The sequence below is a fragment of the Sinorhizobium mexicanum genome, assembly GCF_013488225.1.
Taxonomy (GTDB): domain Bacteria; phylum Pseudomonadota; class Alphaproteobacteria; order Rhizobiales; family Rhizobiaceae; genus Sinorhizobium; species Sinorhizobium mexicanum.
Window position 1 is genome coordinate 1,784,830 of record NZ_CP041238.1, and the last position, 23,644, is coordinate 1,808,473.

20 protein-coding genes are annotated in these 23,644 nt (G+C 59.6%); 19 read left to right on the forward strand and 1 reads right to left on the reverse strand.

The window, feature by feature from the left end; all coding sequences use genetic code 11:
- Positions 1-7: 7 nt before the first annotated feature.
- The 19 genes from FKV68_RS08460 to FKV68_RS08550 all read left to right on the forward strand — a co-directional run bounded on the left by FKV68_RS08460 (position 8) and on the right by FKV68_RS08550 (position 22,639).
- Positions 8-1,507 carry a sugar ABC transporter ATP-binding protein gene (locus tag FKV68_RS08460; RefSeq protein WP_180941048.1) on the forward strand — a complete coding sequence of 500 codons (1,500 nt, stop codon included), beginning with the start codon at positions 8-10 and terminating at the stop codon, positions 1,505-1,507.
- On the forward strand, positions 1,504-2,586 hold the full coding sequence (locus tag FKV68_RS08465) for an ABC transporter permease (RefSeq protein WP_180941049.1): 1,083 nt from the start codon (positions 1,504-1,506) through the stop codon (positions 2,584-2,586). The genes FKV68_RS08460 and FKV68_RS08465 overlap by 4 nt, the downstream gene beginning before the upstream one ends.
- 90 nt (positions 2,587-2,676) lie before the next feature.
- On the forward strand, positions 2,677-4,941 hold the full coding sequence (locus tag FKV68_RS08470) for a molybdopterin-dependent oxidoreductase (RefSeq protein WP_246452558.1): 2,265 nt from the start codon (positions 2,677-2,679) through the stop codon (positions 4,939-4,941).
- 130 nt (positions 4,942-5,071) lie between these two features.
- Positions 5,072-6,496, forward strand: coding sequence for an aldehyde dehydrogenase family protein (locus FKV68_RS08475; RefSeq protein ID WP_180941051.1), 1,425 nt, complete (start codon positions 5,072-5,074; stop codon positions 6,494-6,496).
- A 795-nt stretch (positions 6,497-7,291) separates the two neighbouring features.
- Entirely contained in the window at positions 7,292-8,053 is a 762-nt protein-coding gene (locus FKV68_RS08480; protein WP_245181155.1) for an enoyl-CoA hydratase/isomerase family protein, read from the forward strand.
- A 212-nt stretch (positions 8,054-8,265) separates the two neighbouring features.
- Positions 8,266-9,324, forward strand: coding sequence for an ABC transporter substrate-binding protein (locus tag FKV68_RS08485; protein ID WP_180941053.1), 1,059 nt, complete (start codon positions 8,266-8,268; stop codon positions 9,322-9,324).
- 207 nt (positions 9,325-9,531) lie between these two features.
- Entirely contained in the window at positions 9,532-10,395 is an 864-nt protein-coding gene (locus FKV68_RS08490) for an ABC transporter permease (protein ID WP_180941054.1), read from the forward strand.
- A complete protein-coding gene (locus FKV68_RS08495; RefSeq protein ID WP_180941055.1) occupies positions 10,388-11,170 on the forward strand; it encodes an ABC transporter permease in 783 nt (260 codons plus the stop codon). The genes FKV68_RS08490 and FKV68_RS08495 overlap by 8 nt, the downstream gene beginning before the upstream one ends.
- On the forward strand, positions 11,167-12,231 hold the full coding sequence (locus FKV68_RS08500) for an ABC transporter ATP-binding protein (protein ID WP_180941056.1): 1,065 nt from the start codon (positions 11,167-11,169) through the stop codon (positions 12,229-12,231). Before FKV68_RS08495 ends, FKV68_RS08500 begins: the two co-directional genes overlap by 4 nt.
- Positions 12,232-12,558: 327 nt before the next feature.
- Entirely contained in the window at positions 12,559-13,308 is a 750-nt protein-coding gene (locus tag FKV68_RS08505) for an electron transfer flavoprotein subunit beta/FixA family protein (RefSeq protein ID WP_180941057.1), read from the forward strand.
- Between the two features lie 21 nt (positions 13,309-13,329).
- A complete protein-coding gene (locus FKV68_RS08510; protein WP_180941058.1) occupies positions 13,330-14,250 on the forward strand; it encodes an electron transfer flavoprotein subunit alpha/FixB family protein in 921 nt (306 codons plus the stop codon).
- A gap of 183 nt (positions 14,251-14,433) precedes the next feature.
- Entirely contained in the window at positions 14,434-14,967 is a 534-nt protein-coding gene (locus FKV68_RS08515; RefSeq protein ID WP_180941059.1) for a dimethylsulfonioproprionate lyase family protein, read from the forward strand.
- Between the two features lie 48 nt (positions 14,968-15,015).
- The gene (locus FKV68_RS08520; RefSeq protein WP_180941060.1) at positions 15,016-15,594 is read left to right on the forward strand and encodes an adenylate kinase; all 579 of its coding nucleotides are present in this window, start codon (positions 15,016-15,018) and stop codon (positions 15,592-15,594) included.
- Complete coding sequence (locus FKV68_RS08525) at positions 15,591-16,091, forward strand: thioesterase family protein (RefSeq protein WP_180941061.1); 501 nt, start codon at positions 15,591-15,593, stop codon at positions 16,089-16,091. Before FKV68_RS08520 ends, FKV68_RS08525 begins: the two co-directional genes overlap by 4 nt.
- 331 nt (positions 16,092-16,422) lie before the next feature.
- Positions 16,423-18,039 carry a choline dehydrogenase gene (locus FKV68_RS08530; protein WP_180941062.1) on the forward strand — a complete coding sequence of 539 codons (1,617 nt, stop codon included), beginning with the start codon at positions 16,423-16,425 and terminating at the stop codon, positions 18,037-18,039.
- A 98-nt stretch (positions 18,040-18,137) separates the two neighbouring features.
- Positions 18,138-19,586 carry an aldehyde dehydrogenase family protein gene (locus FKV68_RS08535; protein ID WP_180941063.1) on the forward strand — a complete coding sequence of 483 codons (1,449 nt, stop codon included), beginning with the start codon at positions 18,138-18,140 and terminating at the stop codon, positions 19,584-19,586.
- Positions 19,587-19,631: 45 nt separating this feature from the next.
- The gene (locus tag FKV68_RS08540) at positions 19,632-20,774 is read left to right on the forward strand and encodes an ATP-grasp domain-containing protein (protein WP_180941064.1); all 1,143 of its coding nucleotides are present in this window, start codon (positions 19,632-19,634) and stop codon (positions 20,772-20,774) included.
- Positions 20,771-21,658: a succinate--CoA ligase subunit alpha gene (locus FKV68_RS08545; RefSeq protein WP_180941065.1), complete on the forward strand. Its 888-nt coding sequence runs from the start codon at positions 20,771-20,773 to the stop codon at positions 21,656-21,658. Before FKV68_RS08540 ends, FKV68_RS08545 begins: the two co-directional genes overlap by 4 nt.
- A 96-nt stretch (positions 21,659-21,754) precedes the next feature.
- Entirely contained in the window at positions 21,755-22,639 is an 885-nt protein-coding gene (locus FKV68_RS08550) for a transporter substrate-binding domain-containing protein (protein ID WP_180941066.1), read from the forward strand.
- A 37-nt stretch (positions 22,640-22,676) separates the two neighbouring features.
- Here FKV68_RS08550 and FKV68_RS08555 read toward each other — a convergent pair whose 3' ends face one another.
- Entirely contained in the window at positions 22,677-23,615 is a 939-nt protein-coding gene (locus FKV68_RS08555) for a LysR substrate-binding domain-containing protein (RefSeq protein ID WP_180941067.1), read from the reverse strand.
- Between the last annotated feature and the right edge of the window lie 29 nt (positions 23,616-23,644).

Genomic DNA, 23,644 nt, shown 5'->3' on the forward strand with positions numbered 1-23,644 from the left:
TGCCGCTATGACTTTGCCAGTAGCAGCAACGAGGGGGGTCTGGAAAAGCTTCCAGGCTTCCCCAGCTCTCCGGGACGTAAGCATCGAATTCAAGCCGGGTTCGGTTCACGTCCTCTTTGGCGAAAACGGTGCCGGGAAGTCCACGCTGATCGGCCTCCTATCCGGCGTCCATCAACCCGATAGCGGTGAGATTCTGATTGCCGGGGAGGCCAAGGTCATCTCGAGCCCACGCGCGGCCCGAGAGCTCGGCGTCTCTACGGTTTTTCAGGACCCTGCGCTGATCCCGCAGCTTACGGTCTGTGAAAACCTGACATTGGGCCGGGAGCCGCTGAAAAACGGCTTTCTCCAACGACGCCGTCAAAACGAGATCGCGGAGGAAGCGCTCGAGCGCATCGGTTCGCGCATTTCCGGCACGACGCTGGCGAGCGATCTGGGCCGGGCGGACCAACAAGTAGTGGAGATCGCCCGCGCTCTGCAGGGATCCGCACGTCTGCTGATCCTCGACGAACCAACCGCGTCCCTGACAGAGGAGGAGACCGAGAGACTCTTCGATATCCTCGCGAGACTTCGCGAAAAGGGAATCGCGATGATCTACATCACGCACCGCATGGGCGAAATCCGCCGCATCGGCGATGAGGTGTCCGTACTACGGGACGGCGCTCTCATCCGCACCGCACGGGTTTCCGATGTGACGGATAGCGAGCTTGTGGAACTGATGACGGGGCGGAGGGTCGACGCGATCTTCCCGGAAATCCCGCATAAGCCGCGAGACGGCGGTCTCGATTTCCAGAATGTATCCGGCGAGGGTATCGACGGGATGTCCTTCCATGTCCGACGCGGCGAGATCGTAGGCATGACCGGACTGGTCGGGTCCGGCAAAGGCGATGTCGGAAGGCTTTGCTTCGGACTCGCGTCGACGACTTCCGGCACCATCCGGGTTGACGGGGCCGACATCGGCCCGGCGTCGCCGGATAAGCGCCTGAAGCGGGGGATCATCTATTACCCGGGTGATCGCAAGCGGGACGGTCTCGTGGGAGTCAGGTCCGCGAGGGAGAACGTCACTCTTTCCTCACTCGACGAATGGATGAAGTGGGGCTTCGTGAACCGTGCGCGGGAGAAAGAAGCCGCCACCGAGATCCTTTCGAAGCTTCGACTAAGGCCAGCCAACCCCGACGCTCTGCCAACCACGTTCTCCGGTGGCAATCAACAAAAGATCGTTCTCGGCCGCGGTTTCACCAGGCCCTACGCGGTCCATGTCTTCGACGAGCCGACGGCCGGCGTGGATGTAGGGGCGCGCGCCGAAATCTACGACGCGATCATGAGGCTAGCCGAGGCGGGAGCCGCCGTACTCGTAATCTCCTCCGACCTGCCGGAAATCGTGAACCTCTCGCACAGGGCCTATGTCGTCGCGCACGGCAAGATAGTCGGTGAGTTCTCCGGCGACAACCTGACGGAAAAAAACCTTCTTCCACACTTCTTCCACGAGCCGATGAGGGCCGTTCAATGACAAACTCAAGCACAAAGGTCGTCGCGATGTCGCCTGGCCACAACATCAACTCCCGTGGCGCGCTCTCCGTCCAGCCCGCGAACGATATTTCGGGGTTCCTCCGTCGGCAGTTCATCAACTACGGTATTCTTCCGCTTCTGCTTCTCGGGCTGATCCTTACCTTCGCGATAATCGAGCCGCGGTTTTTGTCGTACGCGAACGTGATGAACGTAACGCGGCAGGTGAGCTACCTCGGAATCATCGTCGTCGGGCAGATGCTCTATCTCGTCACCGCAAACTACGATCTCTCGAATGGCGCGACGGTCGCGCTCTCTTCCATCGGATGCGCCATGGTGATGGCGGCGACTGCGGGCGGCGACCCGGCCGTCTCTATTGTCTGGGGTTGCCTCACCGCGTTCGGGATATCGCTCCTCGTTGGCGTTATAAACGGCGTACTCATCGCGGTGGTAAAGGTGTCCTCGTTCATGGTCACGCTTGGCATGGCATCGGCGGCGGTCGGCATCGCCTTGATGGTCACTGGGGGGATGCCCGTGTACGGCATGCCACCGGAATTTTCGCGGTACTTCGGTGAATCGACAATTCTCGGAATTCCGTTTCCGGCAATCGTGTTCGCTGGTGTCGTCGCCGTCGTCTACGTACTTCTGAACTGGACGAAGATCGGTCGGCACGCGTTCGCCGTCGGTGGCAACGAACGTGCTGCGTTCCAATCTGGCGTGAACGTGCGCCGGACGCTCCTGTGCATGTGCATTTCCGGGAGCGTGCTCGCGGGGGTCGTCGGCCTGTTGCTCACGGCCAGAATGTCCACGGGCGAGGCGAACGTCGGAATCGAGTTTCCGCTGCAGTCGATCATCGCCTGCGTAATCGGCGGTATTGCCCTCTCGGGTGGCGAAGGCCGTGTTTCCGGCGCAGTCATGGGAGCATTGTTTATCGTGCTTCTCAGCAACGGAATGGACCTTATCCGAGTGCAGAGCTACGCGCAGGACGTTCTCCTCGGAGCGCTTCTGGTCCTCGCGGTGATCGTTGACAAGCTGCGCGCACGCGTTCGTCTCAGACAGACTGCAGCTCCGCAGGCGGCGTGAGTTCAGAGACAGCACATGAAAAACCACAATCCGCACTCGGACGGGTTCGCGCCCGAGTTTGCCCTCGGCCATTGGGGACTGCACAGAGTCGTGCGCGACGGCGCGGGCAAACCAGGTCTCCGACAGTGGGAAGCCGATGCGAATCCCACCCGCATTGGCCTCGACCAGCTGTCTCCGGAAGTCCAGTCACTTCGCGTCCGGCGTCCGTCGTTTCGGGAGAGCTGGCTGAAGAACGGTCCCGGTGCCGACAGCGACCGCCGCGGATGCGACAGGTTCGTGGAGCTTCCTTGGGACGAAGCTCACGAGCTTGTGGGGCGGGAACTCGGCCGCGTCATCGGCGAGTACGGAAACCGCGCCATATTCGGTGGATCGTACGGCTGGGGTAGCGCGGGCCGCTTCCATCACGCCCAAAGCCAGATCCACCGCTTCCTGAATATCCTCGGCGGCTATGTCCGTGGACGTGATTCCTACAGTTACGGCGCTGGCTCGGTGGTGCTGCCCCACATCGTCGCCCCGATGGAGCAGCTTCTGGACGAGCACACCGACTGGACCACACTCGCGGAGCATAACGAGCTGTTCGTCGCGTTCGGTGGCATACCGCTACGCAACACGCAGATGACGGCTGGCGGCCCGAGCAGTCACCGTGTTCGGGAAGCTATGGATCGCATGAGGTCGAGGGGCGTTCGCTTTGTGAACATCTCACCCCTCAGACAGGATATCGAGGGAGCGGCCGAGTGGATACCCATTCGTCCGAACACGGACGTCGCATTGATGTTGGCGCTTACCCATGTGTTGCTTACCGAGCGCCTGTACGACGCGTCCTTCCTCGAGCGCTTCTGCGTCGGGGCCGAACAGGTAAGATCGTACGTACTTGGCGAAAGCGACGGAGTACCCAAGACGCCGAATTGGGCTTCCGGCATTACTGGCATTCCCGTGGCAAAAATGATTCAACTTGCCCGGGACATGGCATCCTTGAGCACCATGGTAAACGCCTCGTGGTCGCTTCAGCGTCAAAGCCACGGCGAGCAATCCTACTGGGCTTTGGTCACGCTAGCCGCTCATCTGGGACAGATCGGGCAACCCGGAGGCGGCTTTGGCATCGGATACGGGACACTGAATTCTGTCGGTTCAAACGAGCTGAGGATATCCGGTCCGCGCCTTTCGCAGGGGCGAAATCCCGTCGGCGAGTTCATCCCTGTCGCGCGCATCGCGGACATGCTCCTGAATCCGGGCGGAAGTTACCAATATGATGGCGGAACGTACCGGTATCCGGATATCAGACTGGTTTACTGGGCGGGCGGAAACCCGTTTCACCATCACCAGGACCTTAACCGCTTCATGTCGGCATGGCAGCGGCCGGAGACAATCATCATCCATGAGCAGTTCTGGAATAGTAGTGCGAAGGCGGCCGACGTCGTCCTGCCCGCAAGCATGACGTTCGAGCGAAACGATGTCGGCTACGCATCCCGAGAAGGACACCTCGTGGCCATGCGGAAGCTACAGCAGCCTATCGGTGACGCCCGGAGTGACTTCGACATTTTCAACGGCATCGCGCGGGCAATGGGGAAGGGCGAAACGTTCAGCGAAGGACGTACCGCGGAACAGTGGTTGGAGCACATATACGCGGAATTCCGCGCCCGGGTAGGACAGCAAATAAGCCTGCCGGATTTCGAAAGCTTCTGGGAAGCGGGAAGGATTGAAATTCCGCAATCGGTTGGCCCGACCGTCATGCTCGAGGCTTTCCGGGCTGACCCCGAGAAACATCCCCTCACAACGCCTTCGGGGAGGATCGAGCTTTTCTCAGAGACGATTGCCAGCTTCGGCTACGAGGACTGCCCAGGGCAGGCGACCTGGATGGAGCCCGTAGAGTGGCTCGGTTCAGACGCTACCTCGCGCTTTCCCCTGCATCTGCTCAGCCAGGAGCCCCGCCGCCGGCTGCACAGTCAGCTCGACCATTCCGCCTACAGCCGCGAAGGCAAGGTTCACGGACGGGAGCCTGTCCTGATCAGCCGGGCCGACGCGCGAGCGCGGGGCATTTCGGAGGGCGATGTCGTCCGGGTATTCAACGACCGGGGAGCCTGTCTGGCCGCTGCCAAGGTAACGGAAGACCTCGTGCAAGGCGTAGCGATCATCGCGACGGGTGCTTGGTTCGACCCCGTGCAATGGTCACCGGAAAACCGCCTCGAAAAACACGGAAACCCTAACGCGTTGACGATCGACGTCGGGGCTTCGAAGCTGTCGCAGGCGACCGTCGCGCAGTCGTGTCTCGTTGAAATCGAGCCATTCCAAGGAAACCTGCCCGAAGTCACGGCGTTCCGGCTGCCGGAATTCGTCGGGGAATCGCCGAACCGATGAACGTCATTGTAGACACAATACTGATGGGGATGTATGTATACTCATTGGTATAATTGGGCAAGTTCACGTGCCGGATCGCCGGGCCGAAGCGACGGCCTGGAGTCACGCGGCCGCAAGAGCGAGGAGCAGCATGGAAAACGCGCACAGATTCTACATTGACGGAAAGTGGGTAGAACCCGCGGGCGGAACGACGAGCGACCTTATCGATCCCGCAACGGAGAAGGTCTACGCGACCGTCGCCATGGGCTCTGCGGAAGACATCGACAGAGCGGTCAAGGCCGCCCGCGAGGCTTTCGCCACGTATTCTCGGACGACCGTAGAAGAACGCATAGGGCTCCTGCAGAAGATCGAGAAAGCGTTCGTCAAGCGCGAGCGTGAGATTTCCGAGACCGTTACGCAGGAGGTCGGAATGCCCATCTCCGTGAGTTCCGGCTTCCTCTTGGACTGGTGTAAACTTCACATTGCCGAGACGATCGAAATTCTCCGGAGATATGAGTTCTCGGAGAACCTCGGCACCACGACGGTCTATAAGGAACCGATCGGCGTTGTCGGGATGATCACTCCGTGGAACTTCCCGATCGGGCAGATTTTCACGAAGATTCTTCCGGCGCTCGCGACTGGCTGCACGATGGTGCTGAAGCCCAGTCAGCTGACGCCCCTCGACGGCATCATCGTTGCCGAAATCCTGCACGAAGCCGGGGTTCCCGCGGGCGTGTTCAACCTTGTCAACGGGGATGGCCGGGTGGTCGGCGAGGCGATCTCGCAGCATCCCGACATTGATATGGTATCCTTCACCGGTTCGACCCGTGCGGGTATCCAGATCGCGAAATCCGCCGCCGATACCATTAAGCGCGTCGTGAACGAACTGGGCGGCAAGTCCGCGAACATTCTCTTGGACGACGCGGATTTCGAGACGGCAGTAGAGAACGCGGTCGGAAATTGCTTCTTCCTCAACGGTCAGGCCTGCGATGCCGGAACCCGTCTGCTGGTTCCGCGCAACCGCATAGAGGAGGCTACGAATATCGCCGTCAGGGTAGCGAACGGCTACGTTTCCGGCCCTCCTAGTGATCCGTCCACGACCCTTGGTCCCGTTATGAACGAGAACCAGTTCAAGAACGTCCAAAAATACATCCAGTCGGGCATCGACGAAGGCGCTCATCTGGTAGCTGGGGGTGTGGGCAAGCCTGACGGCATCGATGCAGGATACTTCGTAAAGCCGACGATCTTTTCGGACGTAACGCCGGAAATGACAATCTACCGCGAAGAGATTTTCGGTCCGGTTCTCAGCATCAGCGCGTACGAGGACCTCGCGGACGCAGCCAGGATGGCCAACGACACCGTTTACGGTCTGGCTGCCCACGTGACGGGCAAGGACATGGACAAGGTCCGCCAGCTGTCTCGCGAGCTGCGCGCGGGCTCGGTTTACGTCAACTCGCCGGACTTCGACCCCAAGGCTCCATTCGGCGGATATCGGCAGTCGGGCAACGGCCGCGAATGCGGTGAACATGGTTTCACCGAGTTCCTGGAAATAAAGGCGGTAGTCGGCCACGGCTGATCCCACTTCCGAGGGCCGCGGCAACGCCACGGCCCTCTCCCTACTCGCAAATCCGTTAGTTCAGTGCTCCCGTGATTGCCGCGCAAAGTAGAACAAACGGGAAGCCGAGGGGTGGTCGTATTGGACATCCAAACCAACGACCCGAAAAGCTCGTTCCCTCGACGGTGTGACTCAGACCCATCCATTCCGAACGGACTACAAAAATCGGAGGCAAGGTCTTCATGATGACCACGGAGGTCCCGAGAGACAGGATCGTGACCGCCAAATGCGATCCGGATAATCTGTGACGCTGCGCGATCTCCGAGCGTTCGTCCCGGCTATCACATGAACAAGATGCATTGGATCTCCATTGCGGCAGGTGAGGAGCATAAATGAGGATCTGACCGAACGCGTTGCCTCCGACGCCTACAGTCTGATCGCTGGGAAATTGCCTCGAAGCAAGCGACCCACGAAATAGCGTAGGCGTTTGTAACTATATCTGGGAGCGCACCCTGACGCCGAAATTCTCACTTTCGAAGGTGCGAGCCACGACCCTCATTGGGAGCATCCCAGATAGGCGGCGGAGGGTATCCTGAAATTCCTCGCTAGCGAGTGTTTACACTAGCAAACCGCGGTCACGAAAAAAGTGCTCGATCGTCGTTCGTGACGGTCAAGTAATTATACGAAGCCGCTTGATTTTCGGTGCAATCTTGTTACAAATTATACGCTATCGTATAATCGTGAACGTACGGGTACGTCGTTGGCCTTGAAACCAGATTGTTTCGTCCCTGCGATCTTTGAGAACTGAGTCCGCCAATGTCTGTCCTTTTCCAAGTCAAGAATTCGATCGGCGTAGTGACGATCGACCGAGCCGCGAAATTGAACGCGCTCGATCTCGAGACTTTCCGGAAAATCGAGGAGATCGTGGATAAGGCCAACGACGACCGCGCGGTCCGGGGTCTAATCTTCGCCGCAGCGCCCGGCAGGGCATTCAGCGCGGGCGCAGACATTAACGACTTGACCGGGTTGTCTCCGGAGGAAGCCGGAAGAAGGGCATCTTATCGTCGGGGCGTATTCCAGAAAATTGCGACAGCCGACGTGCCTTCTATAGCGGTTATTAACGGCTTTGCTATGGGCGGCGGCGTGGAGCTGGCTTTGGCCTGCACGTTCCGCTTCGCTACCAGGCAGGCGACCTTTTCCATGCCTGAAATCAATCTCGGGCTGCTACCGGGAGCGGGCGCTACCCAGCGGTTGCCCCGCCTCATTGGAATGGCCAAGGCCCTCGAAATGATGCTGACGGCAAGCAAGGTCGCCGCGGAAGAGGCGCTCCGGTGCGGTCTGGTTGATCGCATTATTGAAGATGTCGAGACCGAGCCATTGAACTTCGCCGTCGGATGGCTTCCGTTCAGTCGCTCCGCGATCAAAGGCATAATTGCGGCCGCGCGCGGTTCGGAATTGCCGATGGAAGAAGGCCTCGCTCGGGAAGGAGAAGAGCTTGCAATGCTCAGTGCCTCTCCAGACGGAATCGAAGGCGTTGCGGCGTTCCTCGAAAAGCGGAGGCCAGCATTCAATCAATAAGCCGGTTCGCGAAGTTCGCACGGCGAGCAGCCGCGAAGTTTCGCGATCGGCGGCAGAGAGCGCAGGAAGCGTTGGTACTCAACGTTCTGCAATGGCGTCACCGGTGCGTATGAAAGCCTCAAATCGATAAAAGAAGGCAGTCCGGTGCGCAGGGGAATAGGTGATTGTTAGCCGCGGGCGTTGCCGTGGCACACAAAAAAGGGAGAATCGGAATGCTGAACAGTTTCAAGAAGGCAGTACTTACCGCCGCGAGCGCGCTCGCCCTGGCGACAGGTGTGGCACATGCCGAGGAGACGATTACGTTCGTCACCTTCAGCGGTTATTATCCTCCAAAGCTATTCGAGGAGTTTGAGGCCGCCACCGGGATCAAGGTTGATGTGGTAGAGGTCGCGACAAACGAAGAGACCATGGGCAAGATGATGGCGTCCGACGGGACCGGTGTCGATGTTATGATCGTCTCGTCGCCGTTCGTCACAGCTCTGCAGAAGCTCGACATGCTCAGCGAAGTCGATCATCAGAAGATTCCGAATATGTCTAACCTTTATCCGGAAGCGATGAAGCTGTCCTACGATCCCGGGCTGAAGTATTCGGTTCCCTATGCTTGGGGTTCGTTCGGCATTTGCTACCGCGACGACATGCTGACGACGAAGCCCACGAGCTGGATGGATCTCCTGAAACCGTCCGATGAACTCAAGGGCAAGTACACGCTTGTGCCCGATGAGCGCTGGTTCATGGAGCCCGCGCAGCTCGTCAGCGGCAAGTCGATCAACGACGTTTCGCCTGAGACACTTGAAACCATCCGGCCGCTCCTTATCGAAGCGAAGAAAAACGTGCTTGCATTCGACAACTTCACAATGGGAAGTCGCCTTGTTTCGGGGGAAATCGCTGCAGCTGCCGCCTGGGAGGCGTGGTGTTCGATGGCGATGCGCGATGGTGGTGGCGAGAACATCAAGTACATCATCCCGAAGGAAGGCACCGACACTTTCGTCGACGTCTTTGTGATTCCAAAAAAGGCGGAGCACAAGGAAGCTGCAGAGAAGTTTATCAACTTCGTTCTCGAACCGGCACACCACGGCTGGATGATCAGCGAACTCCTTTACAAAATCCCGAACAAGGCTGCCATGGACGCTGCCGATCCGGAGCTTGCAAAGAAGTACTCGCCGCTGCGCATGACGGCAGAAGAGCTTCTGAAGAACGAGATTCTCGCGGACCTCGGCGCTGATGCCCCGCGCGTCTCCAAGTTCGTTACGGAAATTATGTCGGCACAGTGAAGCCTTCTATGGGGCCGGTCCGCGTGCTCGGTCCCAGTTCTCTTCTCGTGAAATCTGTCAGCAGGCCCTGCGAATATTGCCTGGCGTAATGCTGTGGCGGGCTGGATTTTTGGAGAGTTTTGACTTGGGTTCTCCGCTCAAAATTGTAACATTGCACGTGTCCGGCGAGCGCCACTCTTGCGTGGCTCCGGGGAAGAGCGTGCTGCCATGAACAGGAAGCTTGGTCCTTTCCTATTGGTTGCCCCCGGCCTCGCCTTTTGGCTGGCGTTCCTCATTATCCCCTGCGGACTTGTGCTCGCCTACACGTTCATGGAGCGTGGGACCTACGGCGGCGTCATCCCGAATTTGAACTTCGATAACCTCGCGAGAGCTTTCGACGGTCTGTATCTCGAAATCTTCGTTAGGTCTGCGCGCATTGCGCTCGAGGCCGCGATCGTGGCCCTCGTCATCGGTTATCCGGCGGCGTTGGCTATCTCGAAAGTTAGCCTTCGCTGGCAGATGCCGCTTCTGCTCATCGTGATCCTTCCGTTTTGGAGCAATTACCTGATCCGGACGTATGCCTGGATCGTGATGCTCAACCGGGCGGGCATCGTGAACCAGGCCCTCTTGTCGACCGGTCTCATAAGCCAGCCACTGAACCTGCTTTATACCGAGGCTTCGGTGGTAATCGGCCTTGTCTACAGCTACCTGCCGTTCGTGATCCTCACGATCTACGCTTCCATCCAGCGGCTCAATCCGGAGCTTACGGAGGCGAGCGAAGACCTCGGCGCTACACCGTGGAAAACGCTGACCAGGATTACACTGCCGCTCACGATGCCTGGCATCGCCGCAGGAGGTGTGTTCGTCTTCGTGCTCTCCATCGGGAACTTCGTGACTCCTCAGCTTCTCGGAGGTGGCCGCATGAAGATGGTCGGAAACCTGATTCAGGATCAATTTACCGCCGCTCGCGACTGGCCGTTCGGATCGGCGCTCGCGTTGGTGCTCATAACGATCATGCTGGCCCTTTTGACACTGCAGGGGCGCATCCAGCAGCGCATCCGGAAAATCGAGAAGGAGGAAGAGGTTGCCTAGACGTAATACTCTCCTGAACGTGCATCTCATAGGAACGCTTCTGTTTCTCTATGTGCCGATCCTCGTGCTCGTCGTTCTCAGCTTCAACGCATCGGGCCTTCCCACCGCCTGGGGCGGGTTCTCCTTCAAATGGTATGTGAAGTTGGCCGGGGATCAGAAAATCATCCGGCCCCTGATAAACACGCTGATTGTCGGCGGAACGACCGCCGTCCTTTCGACCGTGATCGGTACGATGCTGGCTCTGGGAGTCGAGAAGATGCGCTCGTCGTCTCTCCTCGACGGTCTCCTGCTAACGCCGATGGTTATTCCGGATATCGTCCTGGCGATCGCGCTGCTGAGCTTCTTCGTTGCGATCAACATGACGCTTGGCCTGCACACCATCGTAATTTCGCATGTCGTGTTTTGTATTGCCTTCGTCACGGCGGTCGTCAGGGCTCGGCTAGACGGTTTCGACGGTTCGCTTCTTGAAGCATCGACGGATTTGGGGGCGGGGCGGTTCACAACGTTCAGGCGGATCACCATGCCTCTCATCATGCCCGGTATCATCGCAGGCGCTCTGCTCTCGTTCACTCTGTCCTTTGACGAATACATGATCGCTTCGTTTACCGCCGGAACGTCGAGCGCGTCCGAAACGCTTCCGATGCGCATCTACTCGATGTTGAAGTTCGGGATTAAACCGGACATCAACGCGCTCGCCGCGGTCACGCTGCTTGTCAGCTTCGTACTGGTATTCACCGCCCAGCGGTTCAACAGGGAGGTTTTCGGAGACCTATGACTGCATCAGGCGTTATTCAGCTCAAGAACATCCTTCTTAAATACGGCAACTACTGCGCCATCGACAATGTCTCGGTGGACTTCAAGGAGGGCGAGTTTTTCGCGCTCCTGGGCCCTTCCGGGTGCGGGAAGTCCTCGCTTCTGCGCATCGTGGCCGGGTTCGTCGAGCCGACCTCGGGCGAAGTGCTGCTTGACGGGAAGGATATGACCAGCGTCCCTGCGCGGCATCGCCCGATCAACATGATGTTCCAAAGCTACGCGCTCTTTCCTCACATGAGCGTCGAGCAGAACGTCCGCTACGGGCTTGAGATGGCGAAGCTGCCGTCGGCCGAGATCAAAGTACGGGTCGACGAAATCCTCGAGACTACCCACCTGACAAGCATGGCGCGTCGGCGGCCGAACCAGCTTTCCGGCGGCCAGCGGCAACGCGTGGCGCTCGCGCGCGCACTAGTGATGCGTCCACGGGTTCTGCTGCTCGACGAGCCCCTCGGCGCGCTCGACAAAAAGCTCCGCGAAGCCATGCAGCTGGAGCTGAAAAGGCTCCAGCACGACATGGGCCTCACCTTCGTGGTCGTCACGCACGATCAGGAGGAGGCGCTCGTGATGGCCGACCGGATCGCCCTCATGCGAGCAGGGAAGATCGAGCAGATCGGCACGGCAAGTGAACTGTACGAGCGGCCTGCCTCGCGTTTCGTTGCCGATTTCATCGGAAGAACCAATTTTTTCGACGGCGTAGCCAGTGCCGGAAAGGTCGGCGTCGATCAGCTTGGTACGCTCACCGGGGATGTCGCCGCGGAGGGCAGGGTCACCTATTCGATCCGGCCAGAATGGATTCGCCTCTTCAACGACCGACCGGCCGGCTACGACAATTGTCTCGAGGGAACGGTAGAAGAATTGAATTACCACGGGCAGGGCGAAAACGTCATGGTCCGCCTACCCGGACAAACGCAGCTTGTCACAGTGCTCAAGCCCGCAAACCAGGCCACTCCGGCGACGGTCGCCTACGGCGGCAAAATCTGGTTGGCCTGGAACGGCCAAGACGCCCGAGTCCTTACTCGGTAACGCGGGCGGGGCAGGCAACACGGGCGGACAGCGCCTGCCCATTGTTTCGCCCAGAGCAGTGGGCCGATCTAAGCTCCTCAACAAGCGCGCCGACGCTCACCGCGCCATTCACGACCATGCTTTGCTTTCGATGTTGTTCCCCACTTCACAATGGAGCGGGGATTTCGCGCCCCGAATCGACCGAGCATACGAAAAAATTTCGCAACAATAAATTTTCAGTATTGTACTACTAAGAATGTGTTTGTACTAATGAGTACGGTCGCGCCTCGCAAAATTGGCGAACGCAGCGTCAGCGGTTGACGCCGAGCTGTCCGCATGGAGAACAACATGAAGATTCTCGTCCCCGTAAAAAGGGTAGTCGATTACAACGTGAAGATCCGCGTGAAGCCGGACGGCTCGGGCGTCGAGCTGGCGAACGTGAAGATGTCGATGAACCCCTTCGACGAAATCTCGGTCGAGGAAGCGCTGCGGATCAAGGAGCGCGGCGAAGCTACGGAAGTCGTGGTTGTTTCGATTGGGCCTTCGAAGGCCGAGGAGACGCTACGCACCGCACTCGCCATGGGCGCGGACCGTGCCGTTCTCGTAGAGACCGACGACGCAGTCGACCCTTTGGCGGTTGCCAAGATTCTCAAGGGTTTGGCTCAGGCTGAAGAGCCGAGTCTGATCATCGTCGGCAAGCAGGCGATCGATGACGACTCCAACCAGACCGGCCAAATGCTAGCCGCCTTGCTTGGCTGGGCGCAGGCTACGTTCGCCTCGAACGTAAAAATCGGCTCCGCCCAGGCGACGGTTACCCGCGAAGTGGACGGCGGCCTCCAGACCATCGAAGTCAAGCTTCCCGCCGTCATAACGACTGATCTTCGTCTCAACGAGCCACGGTACGCCAGCCTTCCCAATATCATGAAGGCCAAGAAGAAAGAGCTGGTCAAAAAGACGCCCGCTGACTTCGGTGTCTCTACTGAGGCACGGGTAAAGATTCTGAAGACCGAGGAGCCGTCCGCCCGCAAAGCAGGTGTTCTCGTCAAGTCCGTTGCCGAGCTCGTCGAGAAGCTCAAGACGGAAGCAGGCGTACTCTAAGGTTTAGGAAGGAACCCTATCATGGCCATTCTTCTTCTGGCTGATCACGACAACGCGACCGTCTCCGACCAAACCGCCAAGACACTGACTGCGGCTGCGAAGATAGGCGGTGACGTTCATGTGCTCGTCGCGGGCAAGAACGCGAAACCCGCCGCTGACGCAGCGGCTGCCCTCTCCGGAGTTGCGAAGGTGCTGCTGGCGGACTGCGAACCTCTTGCCGAGCCGCTCGCGGAACTCATCGTGTCACTGGCTGGCAAGTACGACACTATCGTTTCGGCCGCCACTTCGACCGGCAAGAACGTCCTTCCTCGGGTAGCTGCGCTCCTGGACGTGGCGCAGATTTCCGAGATCGTCGAGGTAGTATCATCCGACACCTTCAAGCGCCCGATCTATGCGGGCAACGCGATCCAGACCGTCCAGGCCACCGACGCAAAAAAGGTCATTACCGTCCGGACGGCTTCGTTTTCCCCGGCCTCCCAAGGCCCGACTGCTGCCGTCGAGCCCATCTCGACGGCAGCTCTTTCTTCCGGACTGTCGGCAGAGATCTCGACTTCGATCGCTTCGTCCGATCGCCCCGATCTGAACTCCGCCAAGGTCGTGATCGCAGGTGGACGCGCCCTTGGCTCGGCGGAAAACTTCCAGGAACTCCTTCTTCCGGTCGCGGACAAGCTCGGCGCTGCCGTGGGCGCAAGCCGCGCCGCGGTCGACGCAGGCTACGCGCCGAATGACGCGCAGGTCGGCCAGACAGGTAAGGTCGTCGCCCCGCAGCTTTACGTCGCCGTCGGTATTTCCGGTGCCATCCAGCATCTCGCCGGGATGAAGGACAGCAAGGTGATCGTTGCCATCAACAAGGACGAGGAAGCGCCGATCTTTCAGGTTGCCGACTACGGACTTGTCGGTGATCTCTTCGAAATCCTCCCGGAACTCGAAAAGGCGATTTGACGGGAGGTCGTTCGGGTGACATCTCAGGCGTCGAGGAAACGGAAAGAGGATCTCCTGCTCTGTGAGTTCGGGCCAGTAGCCCCGGGGCCGGAGCCACGAAAGTTCGCTGGCGGCCGGCCGGCGGACTTGCATGATGTCTTTCTGGCGATGGGCGACATCCTTCTCAAAGAATCCGTTCCGCTCATGGCCAAGTTCACGGCCGGAAAGCTCATCGGTCTTCTGGATCGGCGAGGGGTCGTCCTCGATATAGCGAAACCCGAGTGCGACACGTCGCTGACCTCCATCGCGTGCGCGATCCTGAGGGACGCCGCCCTTCATTCCGCCTCCCACAGACGCCTTTCGACCGGACTTCAGTCACTCATCGGCCGATTGAATTGGTATCGGGGTAGGGGCGGGCCATTCGGCAGCGTGAAATTCGAAGACAACCACATCCACGCCCTGCTTGCTGGGCCCAGAGCACTTGAACACCGCGAAGACCTGAGGATCGGGCTCACGGTCCTTGGCCCATACACGCGCTTCCCGGATCATAACCAGTTCCACTCCCGCGTCTTCCTGCCACTCTCAGATGGCGAGTTCCGTTTCGGAGAAGGAGAGTGGGTTCGTGCGGACATCGGTGACGTCATGTTCAACGCAGCCGGATATCAGTGTGCAATCCGATGTACGCGAAATCCAATGCTGCTGCTTTGGTGCCAGCTGGAAGCGCCCGAACGGCAGTAATCACACGCGACAATTCGAAATGCGGCCGACAACACGACGGAGAATTTCATGCGATTAGTTCTGCTCGGCCCGCCCGGCGCGGGGAAGGGTACCCAAGGCCAAAAGCTCGCCGAAGCGTTCGGCGTGCCCCAGCTCTCGACTGGCGACATGTTGCGGGCCGCGGTACGCGCCGGAACCGAGATAGGTCTCGCGGCGAAAAGCGTCATCGAGTCAGGTGGTCTTGTCGGCGACGACATCGTGATTGGCTGCGTACGGGAGAGGCTTGAACTCGAGGATGCCAAACGGGGCTTCATTCTGGACGGCTTTCCGCGCACGACCGCACAGGCGGAGGCGCTGGATCGCCTGCTGGCCTCCGACCAGCGCCGATTGACCGCGGTGATCGAGCTGTGCGTGGACGAGGAGCGCCTGGTGGAACGCATCGAGCGGCGCGCGCAGGAGGCAAGGGAACAGGGCGAAAGCCCTCGTTCTGACGACAACGCCGAGACGATGCGCAAGCGATTGAAGACCTACCATGAAAGCACCGCCGCGCTTTCGGAGTTCTACCGGGCGCAAGGTCGGCTCAGCGTCATCGATGGGATGCGGGACATCGACCGGGTGAACTCTGACATCTTGGGAGCGCTGTCATGATCGCGTCCCTGGAGATCGAAGGGGGAGCACCGCTTCGCCTTTGGCGCGGTGTGGTCCTACCAGACTGGCTCGACTACAATGGTCATATGACGGAACACCGCTACCTGCAGGCGTTTGGCGAAACCTCGGACGCCCTTTACGGGGCGCTCGGCGTTGACTTCAGCCGGGCCGTCGAGAGCGCATATTACACGTTGGAAACACACATTCGTCATCGCGCGGAGGCGAAGGTTGACACGCCGCTCTGGAGCGAAACCGAGATTCTGGGGTATGACGAGAAGCGTCTCCACCTCCACCATACCCTTTTCGATGCCTCCGGAAAGTTGCTTGCCACAGGAGAACATCTGTCGATCCACGTTACGGCTTCCTCGGCGGCTCCAGCGCCGGAAGCGATGCTCGAGACGATCAAACGGTTGTTCCTGCTTCAAAGAAACCGTCCGTTACCCGATGGAACCGGTTCCGTTCTGAAGAGGCGACTGTCACATAGCAGGGGCGCATAACGCCAGCATCGCATCGCCCGATGCCGCTCGAGGCATCGTCTACCTACTGAACAAAGCTCGGCATCACAGCCGGGCTTTTTCGTTTTGCGGGCCCCGGGACGATCCGGGTCCGACACTTGAACGACACTCAACTGTCACGAAAGCATTCAATTGCGCCATTCCGCAAATGAATATCATATAGCTCTCAAGGAGATGCACTTGGAAGTATCGGCCCAGTAGTATCTGAGCGCACGAGCTTCCTAACGTGTCGCCAGCTTCAAAATACCTCAAAGCAATAGGCGCGGCCGTCAGCCGCGGAAGGCGACGCATTTTGTCGTCTGAGGGGAACCGCGTGCGCAGTCAGGAAATCAGATACTTTGACTACATCGTTGTAGGTGGCGGATCTGCCGGATGCGTGATCGCTTCACGTCTCTCCGAGAACCCCCGAAACCAGGTGCTGCTGATTGAGGCGGGCCCCGACAACAGAAGGTGGCGGGTCGATATGCCCGCGGCGGTTGCCGACCTCGTACTTGATAAGCGGTACACGTACCAGTATCGGACCGCTCCCGAACCGTATCTTGCAAGTAAGGTGATCAACCAACCGCGCGGACGCGTTTTGGGCGGCTCTTCCTCCATCAATGGAATGGTATTCACGCGCGGCAATCCCGGCGACTTCGATATCTGGGAGAGCGAATACGGCTGTGCGGGGTGGGCATACAAAGACGTCTTGGCGTTCTTCCGTAAGCTCGAGACTTCGGACTTCGGAGAGACCGAATACCGGGGCGGTCATGGCCCGATGCGGATCGTGGTGCCCAAAATGCGGAACCCGCTCAATCAGGCATGGATGAAGGCGGGAAAACAGGCGGGGTATCCGCTTCTTCGGGACTCGAACTCCGCCACGCAGGAAGGCTTTGCACCACACGAGCAGAATATCGTGAATGGGTATCGTTGCAGCACCGCGTACGCATACCTGACACCCGACGTGCGGCTCCGCCCCAATCTAACAATCTACACGGACAGCACGGTCGAAAAACTCGTTCTCGTGGGCAAGCGCGTCACCGCTGTCGAGATTCGTCGACTTGATCGTCATGAAGTGGTCGAAGCTGGACGGGAGATCATTCTGAGTGGCGGAGCCGTGAATAGCCCGAAACTGTTGATGCAATCGGGAATCGGCAATGCCGAAGAGCTCAAACAAGTCGGCGTGACGCCAATCCACCATCTCCCAGGTGTAGGCGAAAATTTCCAGGATCACCCCGACGTCGCCATACACATGGCCTGCAAGGTGCCGTCGGCGTCCCTGCTTTCCGCGTCCCGTTTCCCGAGGAAGTACCTTATCGGGTTGAAGTGGTTTCTTTGCAAAAGAGGCTTTGCAGCCACAAATCACTACGAGGCGTGCGCGTTCCTCAAATCACGCCCGGAACTGGCAGAGCCGAACTTCAAGTTCGAGCTATTCCCGGCCGCGATGCAACCCGACAGCTACGAATTCTACCCGCAGCCCACGTTCCAGATGAATATCGGTTTGATGACCGTGGCCAGTCGGGGGAAGGTGAGTATCTCCGGCCCGCGCCCCTCGGACCCACCCGTTCTGCTTTTGAACTACCTCAAAGACCCCATCGACCTCCAGTCGCTCCGCGAAGCCACAAGGATCGCGCGTAGGGTATTGGCGCAGCCAGCAATGTCGGAATACGCGGGCGCGGAACTCGACCCCGGCTCCGACGTGCAAACTGACGAAGAGCTCGACGCTTGGATCAGGAAACGCTGCACGACCGCTTACCACCTCGCGGGCTCATGCAGAATGGGACCTGCCACGCACCCGGACACCGTAGTTGGGCCCGACTTGCGGGTTCACGGCCTCCATGGGCTGCGCGTGGCGGATGCCTCGGTAATGCCGACGATCGTGTCCGCGAACACGAATGCAACCTCGATAATGATCGGTGAACGGGCCGCGGACTTCATCCGGACCGCCTGAACAGGCGCTGTCACGGCGGCAGGAAGATTGTGCGGTCCGCGCCAGGCGGTACAGCCAAGCGGCCTGTACTCAAGGCGTCAGTTGAAAGGAAGATTTACGTGTTCGAGAACAGCACCCGCTTCTACATCGACGGTGAATGGATACGGCCATCCACGGATGCGACAATCGACGTCATCGACCCGTCCACGGAACAGCCCTTTTCGAAGGTGGCAGCAGGAAACGCGCAAGACGTGTCACGCGCCGTCGCCGCCGCGAGGGCCGCGTTTCCGGCCTTCTCCAGCTGTAGTCGCGTCGAACGACTGGAAATCCTCGACCGGATATTGAAGGTTTACGATCGACGTTCCGATGAAATGGCCCGCGCGATAAGCCGCGAGATCGGCGCTCCGATCACGCTCGCACGCCAATCCCATGTGCGCGGCGGACGAGCACATCTGGAGGTGACACTCGCCGTATTGTGCGAGTACGAGTTCGACCGCCAGCAAGGCTCGAGCCTCATTCGGAGAGAGCCGATCGGTGTCTGTGCATTGATCACACCCTGGAACTGGCCGATCCACCAGATCGCGGCAAAGGTCGCTCCTGCGATCGCGGCCGGGTGCACTATGGTACTCAAGCCGAGCGAAGTCGCTCCGCTTTCCGCGATCCTGTTCGCGGAAATCCTCCACGAGGCGAAGGTGCCTCCTGGCGTATTCAACCTCGTTAACGGAACGGGTCCGGAAGTCGGTCAAGCACTGTCCGCCCATCCCGACGTCGACATGGTGTCCTTCACCGGGTCCACCCGCGCGGGCATCGCGGTCGCCGAAGCTGCCGCACCGACGGTCAAACGCGTGGCTCAGGAGCTTGGCGGAAAGTCGCCGAACATTCTTCTCGATGACTGCGATCTCAGGTCGGAGGTCACGACGGGCGTGCATAAGGTGCTGCGCAACTCGGGCCAGACTTGCGATGCGCCGACACGGATGTTGGTGCCGAAAGACCTTCACGATCAAGCCACGGCCATAGCCAGGAGTGCTGTGGAAGAGTTCGCCATTGGCGACCCGCAACGCGTCGGAACACAGATGGGCCCAGTGGTAAGCGCCCAGCAGTACGACCGAATACAGACACTGATTTCCGCCGGCGTGGCGGACGGTGCCGAAGTCGTCGTAGGCGGTGTGGGCAGACCCGAAGGGCACGACCGAGGTTACTACGTCAAGCCGACGGTCTTCGCGAACGTGCGTGCCGGGATGAAAATCGAACGCGAGGAAATCTTCGGACCGGTACTCTGCGTCATTCCCTATTCCGATGAGGAGGAGGCGATACGCATCGCCAACGACACGCCCTACGGCCTGGCGGCCTATGTGTCGTCTGCCAGCCTCGATCGTGCGCGAAAAGTCGCCGAACGCCTGCGCGCTGGGCAAGTCTTCCTGAACTACGCGCCCGGCGACCTGACGGTGCCCTTCGGCGGATACAAGCAGTCGGGCAACGGCCGGGAGTACGGTCGATGGGCGATTGATGACTTCACCGAACTGAAAGCGGTCGTTGGGTTTGCTCCGACAACGATGCCCGGAGGCTGACGCGAACGAGCGTTGGCAATCAGGAACTTCAACGGAAAACTCTAAATGCTTCTCTTGGAAAACACTGGAAAAGAACTTCTCAGGGCGCAGGGTGTGCGCCTCCCGCGCGGTCATCTTGTGAAAGACGACGTCGAGTTTCGCAGCGCAATCGTCCGCTTCGACGGACCTGTCGTCCTGAAGGCGCAAATCTTGTCGGGAGCGCGCGGTAAAAACGGGGGAATTCTCTTCGCCCGAAACCATGATGAAGCCAGCCGGGCGTTCCTGAGCCTGTTCGAGAGCACGGTGAACGGTCACGTCGTTAAAGAAATCCTGATCGAAGAACGGCTGGAAATCCTGGCTGAAAGGTACATGGGCGTCCTGGTGGATTCCGGCGACGTGTGGCTGCTCATCGGGCGTGACGGGGGTGTCGACGTCGAGGAGGCCAGCCAGAGAGATCCGGACAGCATCGTCCGCATCCCCATCGATTTTCTTCGGGGCATCCCGAGCGCGGAGGTCTTCGCGTCGTGTGAGCGCCTCGGGCTGACAGAGCCTCAAAGGTTCGTGAACATGGCGGAGCGTCTGTGGAAGGCGTTCCGCGCTGCCGACGCGACCACCGCGGAGATCAATCCCGTTGCCGAACTGGCGGACGGATCGTTGGCGGCGCTGGACTCCCGCGTCGTTGTCGACGACTCCGCTCTGTTCCGGCATCCCGAGCACGCGCAGAAGCAAACCTGCACAAACGACGGCTCGCTATCGCCGCCGCTCGAGAATCTCAAGGAACTCGGCGGCGGGAAGGTCCTGTACGCCGGGATCGGTGGCGGGATCGGGCTGACGATCGCCGACTGGATTGCCGACGAAGGTCAGAACGTTGCCGCGCTTCTCGACATCGATGACCTCATCCTGCACCACCGGACCCGCGAGGGTACACTGGCCCTGTTGGATCGGCTGGACAACGACGAGTCTCTTCGCGTCGCCTTCCTGAACATAACGACCTGCGGGTACGACCTCGCAATCGTTGCGAACGATGTGTTCGCCGCGTTGGCAGCGCGCCCGCGCGATCGCGCCAAGCCCGTGGTCTTCCATTTTCATGGCAAGGGGGAGGACGAATCCAGAAGGCTGTTCGACGCCAGCGGAATGCGGAACTTCGAAAACCTCAAGAGCGCGATTACGGAAGTCGTGTCGATCGCGAGCAGGGAGGCGGGCAAATGAGCATCCTGCTAAACGCGCTGACGCGGATCGTCTTTTACGGTGCCGACACGCCGCACGGCGCGCGCCAACGCAAAGCTCTATGTGAATCCGGCGCTCTCCTGGTGGCGTCGGTGGGGCAGGAGGGGCCCTCCGGCCCGGGAAGCAAGGCGGTTTACACAACCGCACGCGAGGCCGTCTCCTCGTCGGGCATAATTGACCTCGCTGTCATCTTCAGTCCGCCTGCACGGGTACTCGAAGATACCAAGGATGCGCTTGCGGCGAATATTCGAAGCATACTGATCACTACCGAATACGTTCCGGTACACGACGCCCTCGAGTTGAAAGCCCTTTCCCATGCGGCGGGCGCGGTCCTCGTCGGTCCGAATTCCAGCGGCATTCTGACGCCGGGCGAGGCGAGGGCTGGATTTATCTGCAATTCAATCTGCATCCCGGGTCGGGTTGGGGTGGTCGCCAAAAGCGGCTCCGTGACCTTCGCAGCGATGTCGGAGATGAAATTTGCCGGGCTGGGGGTTAGCACCGTCGCTTCGATCGGTGGCGACCTCGTCAAGGGCACTGATTATCGCCGCCTGCTGGATCTCTTCGAGCGCGACCCGGAAACGGACTGCGTTCTCATACTGGGGGAGGTCGGCGGTGCCGACGAGGAACTCGCCGCAGCTCACATCGCGAAACATATCGGCAAGCCAGTCGTCGCGTTCGTGTCCGGCAGGCTCGTCAAGCCGGGCCAGAATATCGGGCATGCGGGCGCGATCGTCACCCAGGGTCGCGGTGGTTACGAGGGAAAGGTCCGCGCGTTCAAGGAGGCCGGGGTGAGCGTGGCCGAACAGTTCTCCGACATCGTTCCGATGCTTCTGCGGTGTCCCGCGCCTCGGACGGCGAGGCGCTGAGCAACTCAGCGTGACCAGGCGGACAGCGCCGCGACAATATGAGAGTCCGATTGACGAATTGATGCAACTCAACCGCAGAAGAGAAGGATACAGGGCATGACCATGAGCTCCCAGAGAACGAACCTTCGCAAACTCGTCACCGCCGCTTCTTTGGCGGTGTGCGCGACGTTTCCGGCCTACGCCGACGATTATCCGACTGATCCCGTAGCGGCAGGTCTCGTTCCCGCCGCGCTTCGCTCCGAAGGAACTCTGCGGATCGCGATGCCCGACCAAGGCAAACCGTATAACTATCAGGAGGGCAATGAGCTGAAAGGCATGGAGCCGGACCTGGCGCGCGCGATCGCGGCGACGTTGGGCCTAAAGCCGGAAATGACCTTGGTGCCTTACACAGCAGCGCTACCTGGCCTCCAGTCGGACAAGTTCTCCGTCTCGTTCGGACAGTTTTACATTCGCGCGGAAAGGCTCGAAGTCGTCGATTTCGTGAGTGACTGGAAAACTTTCAATGTCTTCCTGGTTACCGAAAAAAGCGGTCTTCGGCCGACCGACTTCAAGGACCTGTGTGGTCGCAGAGCGGGTGCGATGGCAGGAACGGTGAACCTCGAAGGACTGCAGAAGAATGCCGACAAATGCGCGGAAGGGAAAATCGACGTCCAGGCGTTCCCCTCAATGGCGAGTGCCGTTCTCGCACTGAGCAGCGGTCGCGTCGATGCCGTATTTGTCGACCCGCAGATATCTCGTGAAGCACAGAAAACCGAGAAGGGCCTTGTCGAAAGCGGCACGCTTGGGGAGGGCCTTACGGCGATCGCAATCGCCCGCAACGAGAAGACCAAGGGGCTTCCCGAAGCCATCCAGGCCGCCTTGGTTCATCTGGACAAAACGGGCGAATACAAGAAGCTCCTGACCGCGCACGAAACCGATTACGGTGCATTGACGCAATTCGACATTTATACGAAAGGCTCAACGCCTCCCGTTTACGAGTAAACCGGGGACGCGCCAGCCCACACTAAGGTTTGGCGCGTCAATCTCCACTGCTATAGCTGACTTCCGATGAGCACGCTTTCGATTGCGCGACGAGCCATCGCCGAAACGCCTTGGCGGCGCTGCTCAGCCTGATTTCTTCCCTCCAGCAAACATGGTAGCCGTTTTCGCCGTCCGTCGAGTGTTCGAAGAGGCGGACCAACCGCCCTTTAGCCAAGTCATCCGCGATCAGCGTACTCCTGCAAAGGCCTATCCCCTGGCCGTGCAGCGTCGCTGCAATGGCCATGTGCTGGTCGTGGAGAACGAGCTCATGGCTCAACGGGAAATCCGTTAGTCCCTGACTGGCGAACCATTGTCTCCAGCAGGAGAGATTCTGATCGTGGATCAGTTGGTGGCGGCGAAGATCTGTTGTTTCGCGCACCTGCCCGTGCCTTTTCAGGTATTCCGGCGTGCACACCACAATCAGCGACCCGCCGAGGATTTGCTGGCTCATGTACCCCTCCCAAGTGCCGCTTCCGTATCGTATGCGCAGGTCGGCGGCGTCGTTCGGGGCGGATTCGCCCATCAGGGTGTAACGGAGGTTAACGTTCACGCGCGAGTGCTTCGAGAAAAATTCCGACAGCCGCGGGATGAGCCAGTGTATGGCGAAAGATGGGAGGCTCGCCACGGTTACGGTGTCCTGCTGTTCGTTCTCGATCAGCGTTTCCGTTCGGTCTCGGACCAGCGCCAAGGCTTGAGCGACCGCCACGAAGTATTCGCGACCTGCCAGGGTAAGGGAAAGAGAGCGACCGCGTCTTTCGAACAGCTTGATCCCGAGAGCGTCTTCCAACTGTCTGAGCTGGTGGCTGATGGCGGATTGCGTGATGCACAACTCGAGGGCCGCGTCCTTTGCCGATCCCGTTCTTCCCACGGATTCAAACGCACGGAGGGCATGCAGGGGAGGTAAGCCTGACCGCAGTTTATGCGGGCCTTGCAACATCTTGGACCTCCTCCTGAGGTGGATCTAGC

Excerpts from the sequence above, each read along its gene's own strand:
- FKV68_RS08465 (WP_180941049.1), top strand. The coding sequence starts at position 1,504 with ATGACAAACTCAAGCACAAAGGTCGTCGCGATGTCGCCTGGCCACAAC.
- FKV68_RS08475 (WP_180941051.1), top strand. The coding sequence starts at position 5,072 with ATGGAAAACGCGCACAGATTCTACATTGACGGAAAGTGGGTAGAACCC.
- FKV68_RS08520 (WP_180941060.1), top strand. The coding sequence starts at position 15,016 with ATGCGATTAGTTCTGCTCGGCCCGCCCGGCGCGGGGAAGGGTACCCAA.
- FKV68_RS08485 (WP_180941053.1), top strand. The coding sequence starts at position 8,266 with ATGCTGAACAGTTTCAAGAAGGCAGTACTTACCGCCGCGAGCGCGCTC.
- FKV68_RS08505 (WP_180941057.1), top strand. The coding sequence starts at position 12,559 with ATGAAGATTCTCGTCCCCGTAAAAAGGGTAGTCGATTACAACGTGAAG.
- FKV68_RS08550 (WP_180941066.1), top strand. The coding sequence starts at position 21,755 with ATGACCATGAGCTCCCAGAGAACGAACCTTCGCAAACTCGTCACCGCC.
- FKV68_RS08480 (WP_245181155.1), top strand. The coding sequence starts at position 7,292 with ATGTCTGTCCTTTTCCAAGTCAAGAATTCGATCGGCGTAGTGACGATC.
- FKV68_RS08510 (WP_180941058.1), top strand. The coding sequence starts at position 13,330 with ATGGCCATTCTTCTTCTGGCTGATCACGACAACGCGACCGTCTCCGAC.
- FKV68_RS08540 (WP_180941064.1), top strand. The coding sequence starts at position 19,632 with ATGCTTCTCTTGGAAAACACTGGAAAAGAACTTCTCAGGGCGCAGGGT.
- FKV68_RS08460 (WP_180941048.1), top strand. The coding sequence starts at position 8 with ATGACTTTGCCAGTAGCAGCAACGAGGGGGGTCTGGAAAAGCTTCCAG.
- FKV68_RS08500 (WP_180941056.1), top strand. The coding sequence starts at position 11,167 with ATGACTGCATCAGGCGTTATTCAGCTCAAGAACATCCTTCTTAAATAC.
- FKV68_RS08555 (WP_180941067.1), bottom strand. The coding sequence starts at position 23,615 with ATGTTGCAAGGCCCGCATAAACTGCGGTCAGGCTTACCTCCCCTGCAT.
- FKV68_RS08490 (WP_180941054.1), top strand. The coding sequence starts at position 9,532 with ATGAACAGGAAGCTTGGTCCTTTCCTATTGGTTGCCCCCGGCCTCGCC.
- FKV68_RS08515 (WP_180941059.1), top strand. The coding sequence starts at position 14,434 with ATGGCCAAGTTCACGGCCGGAAAGCTCATCGGTCTTCTGGATCGGCGA.
- FKV68_RS08545 (WP_180941065.1), top strand. The coding sequence starts at position 20,771 with ATGAGCATCCTGCTAAACGCGCTGACGCGGATCGTCTTTTACGGTGCC.
- FKV68_RS08525 (WP_180941061.1), top strand. The coding sequence starts at position 15,591 with ATGATCGCGTCCCTGGAGATCGAAGGGGGAGCACCGCTTCGCCTTTGG.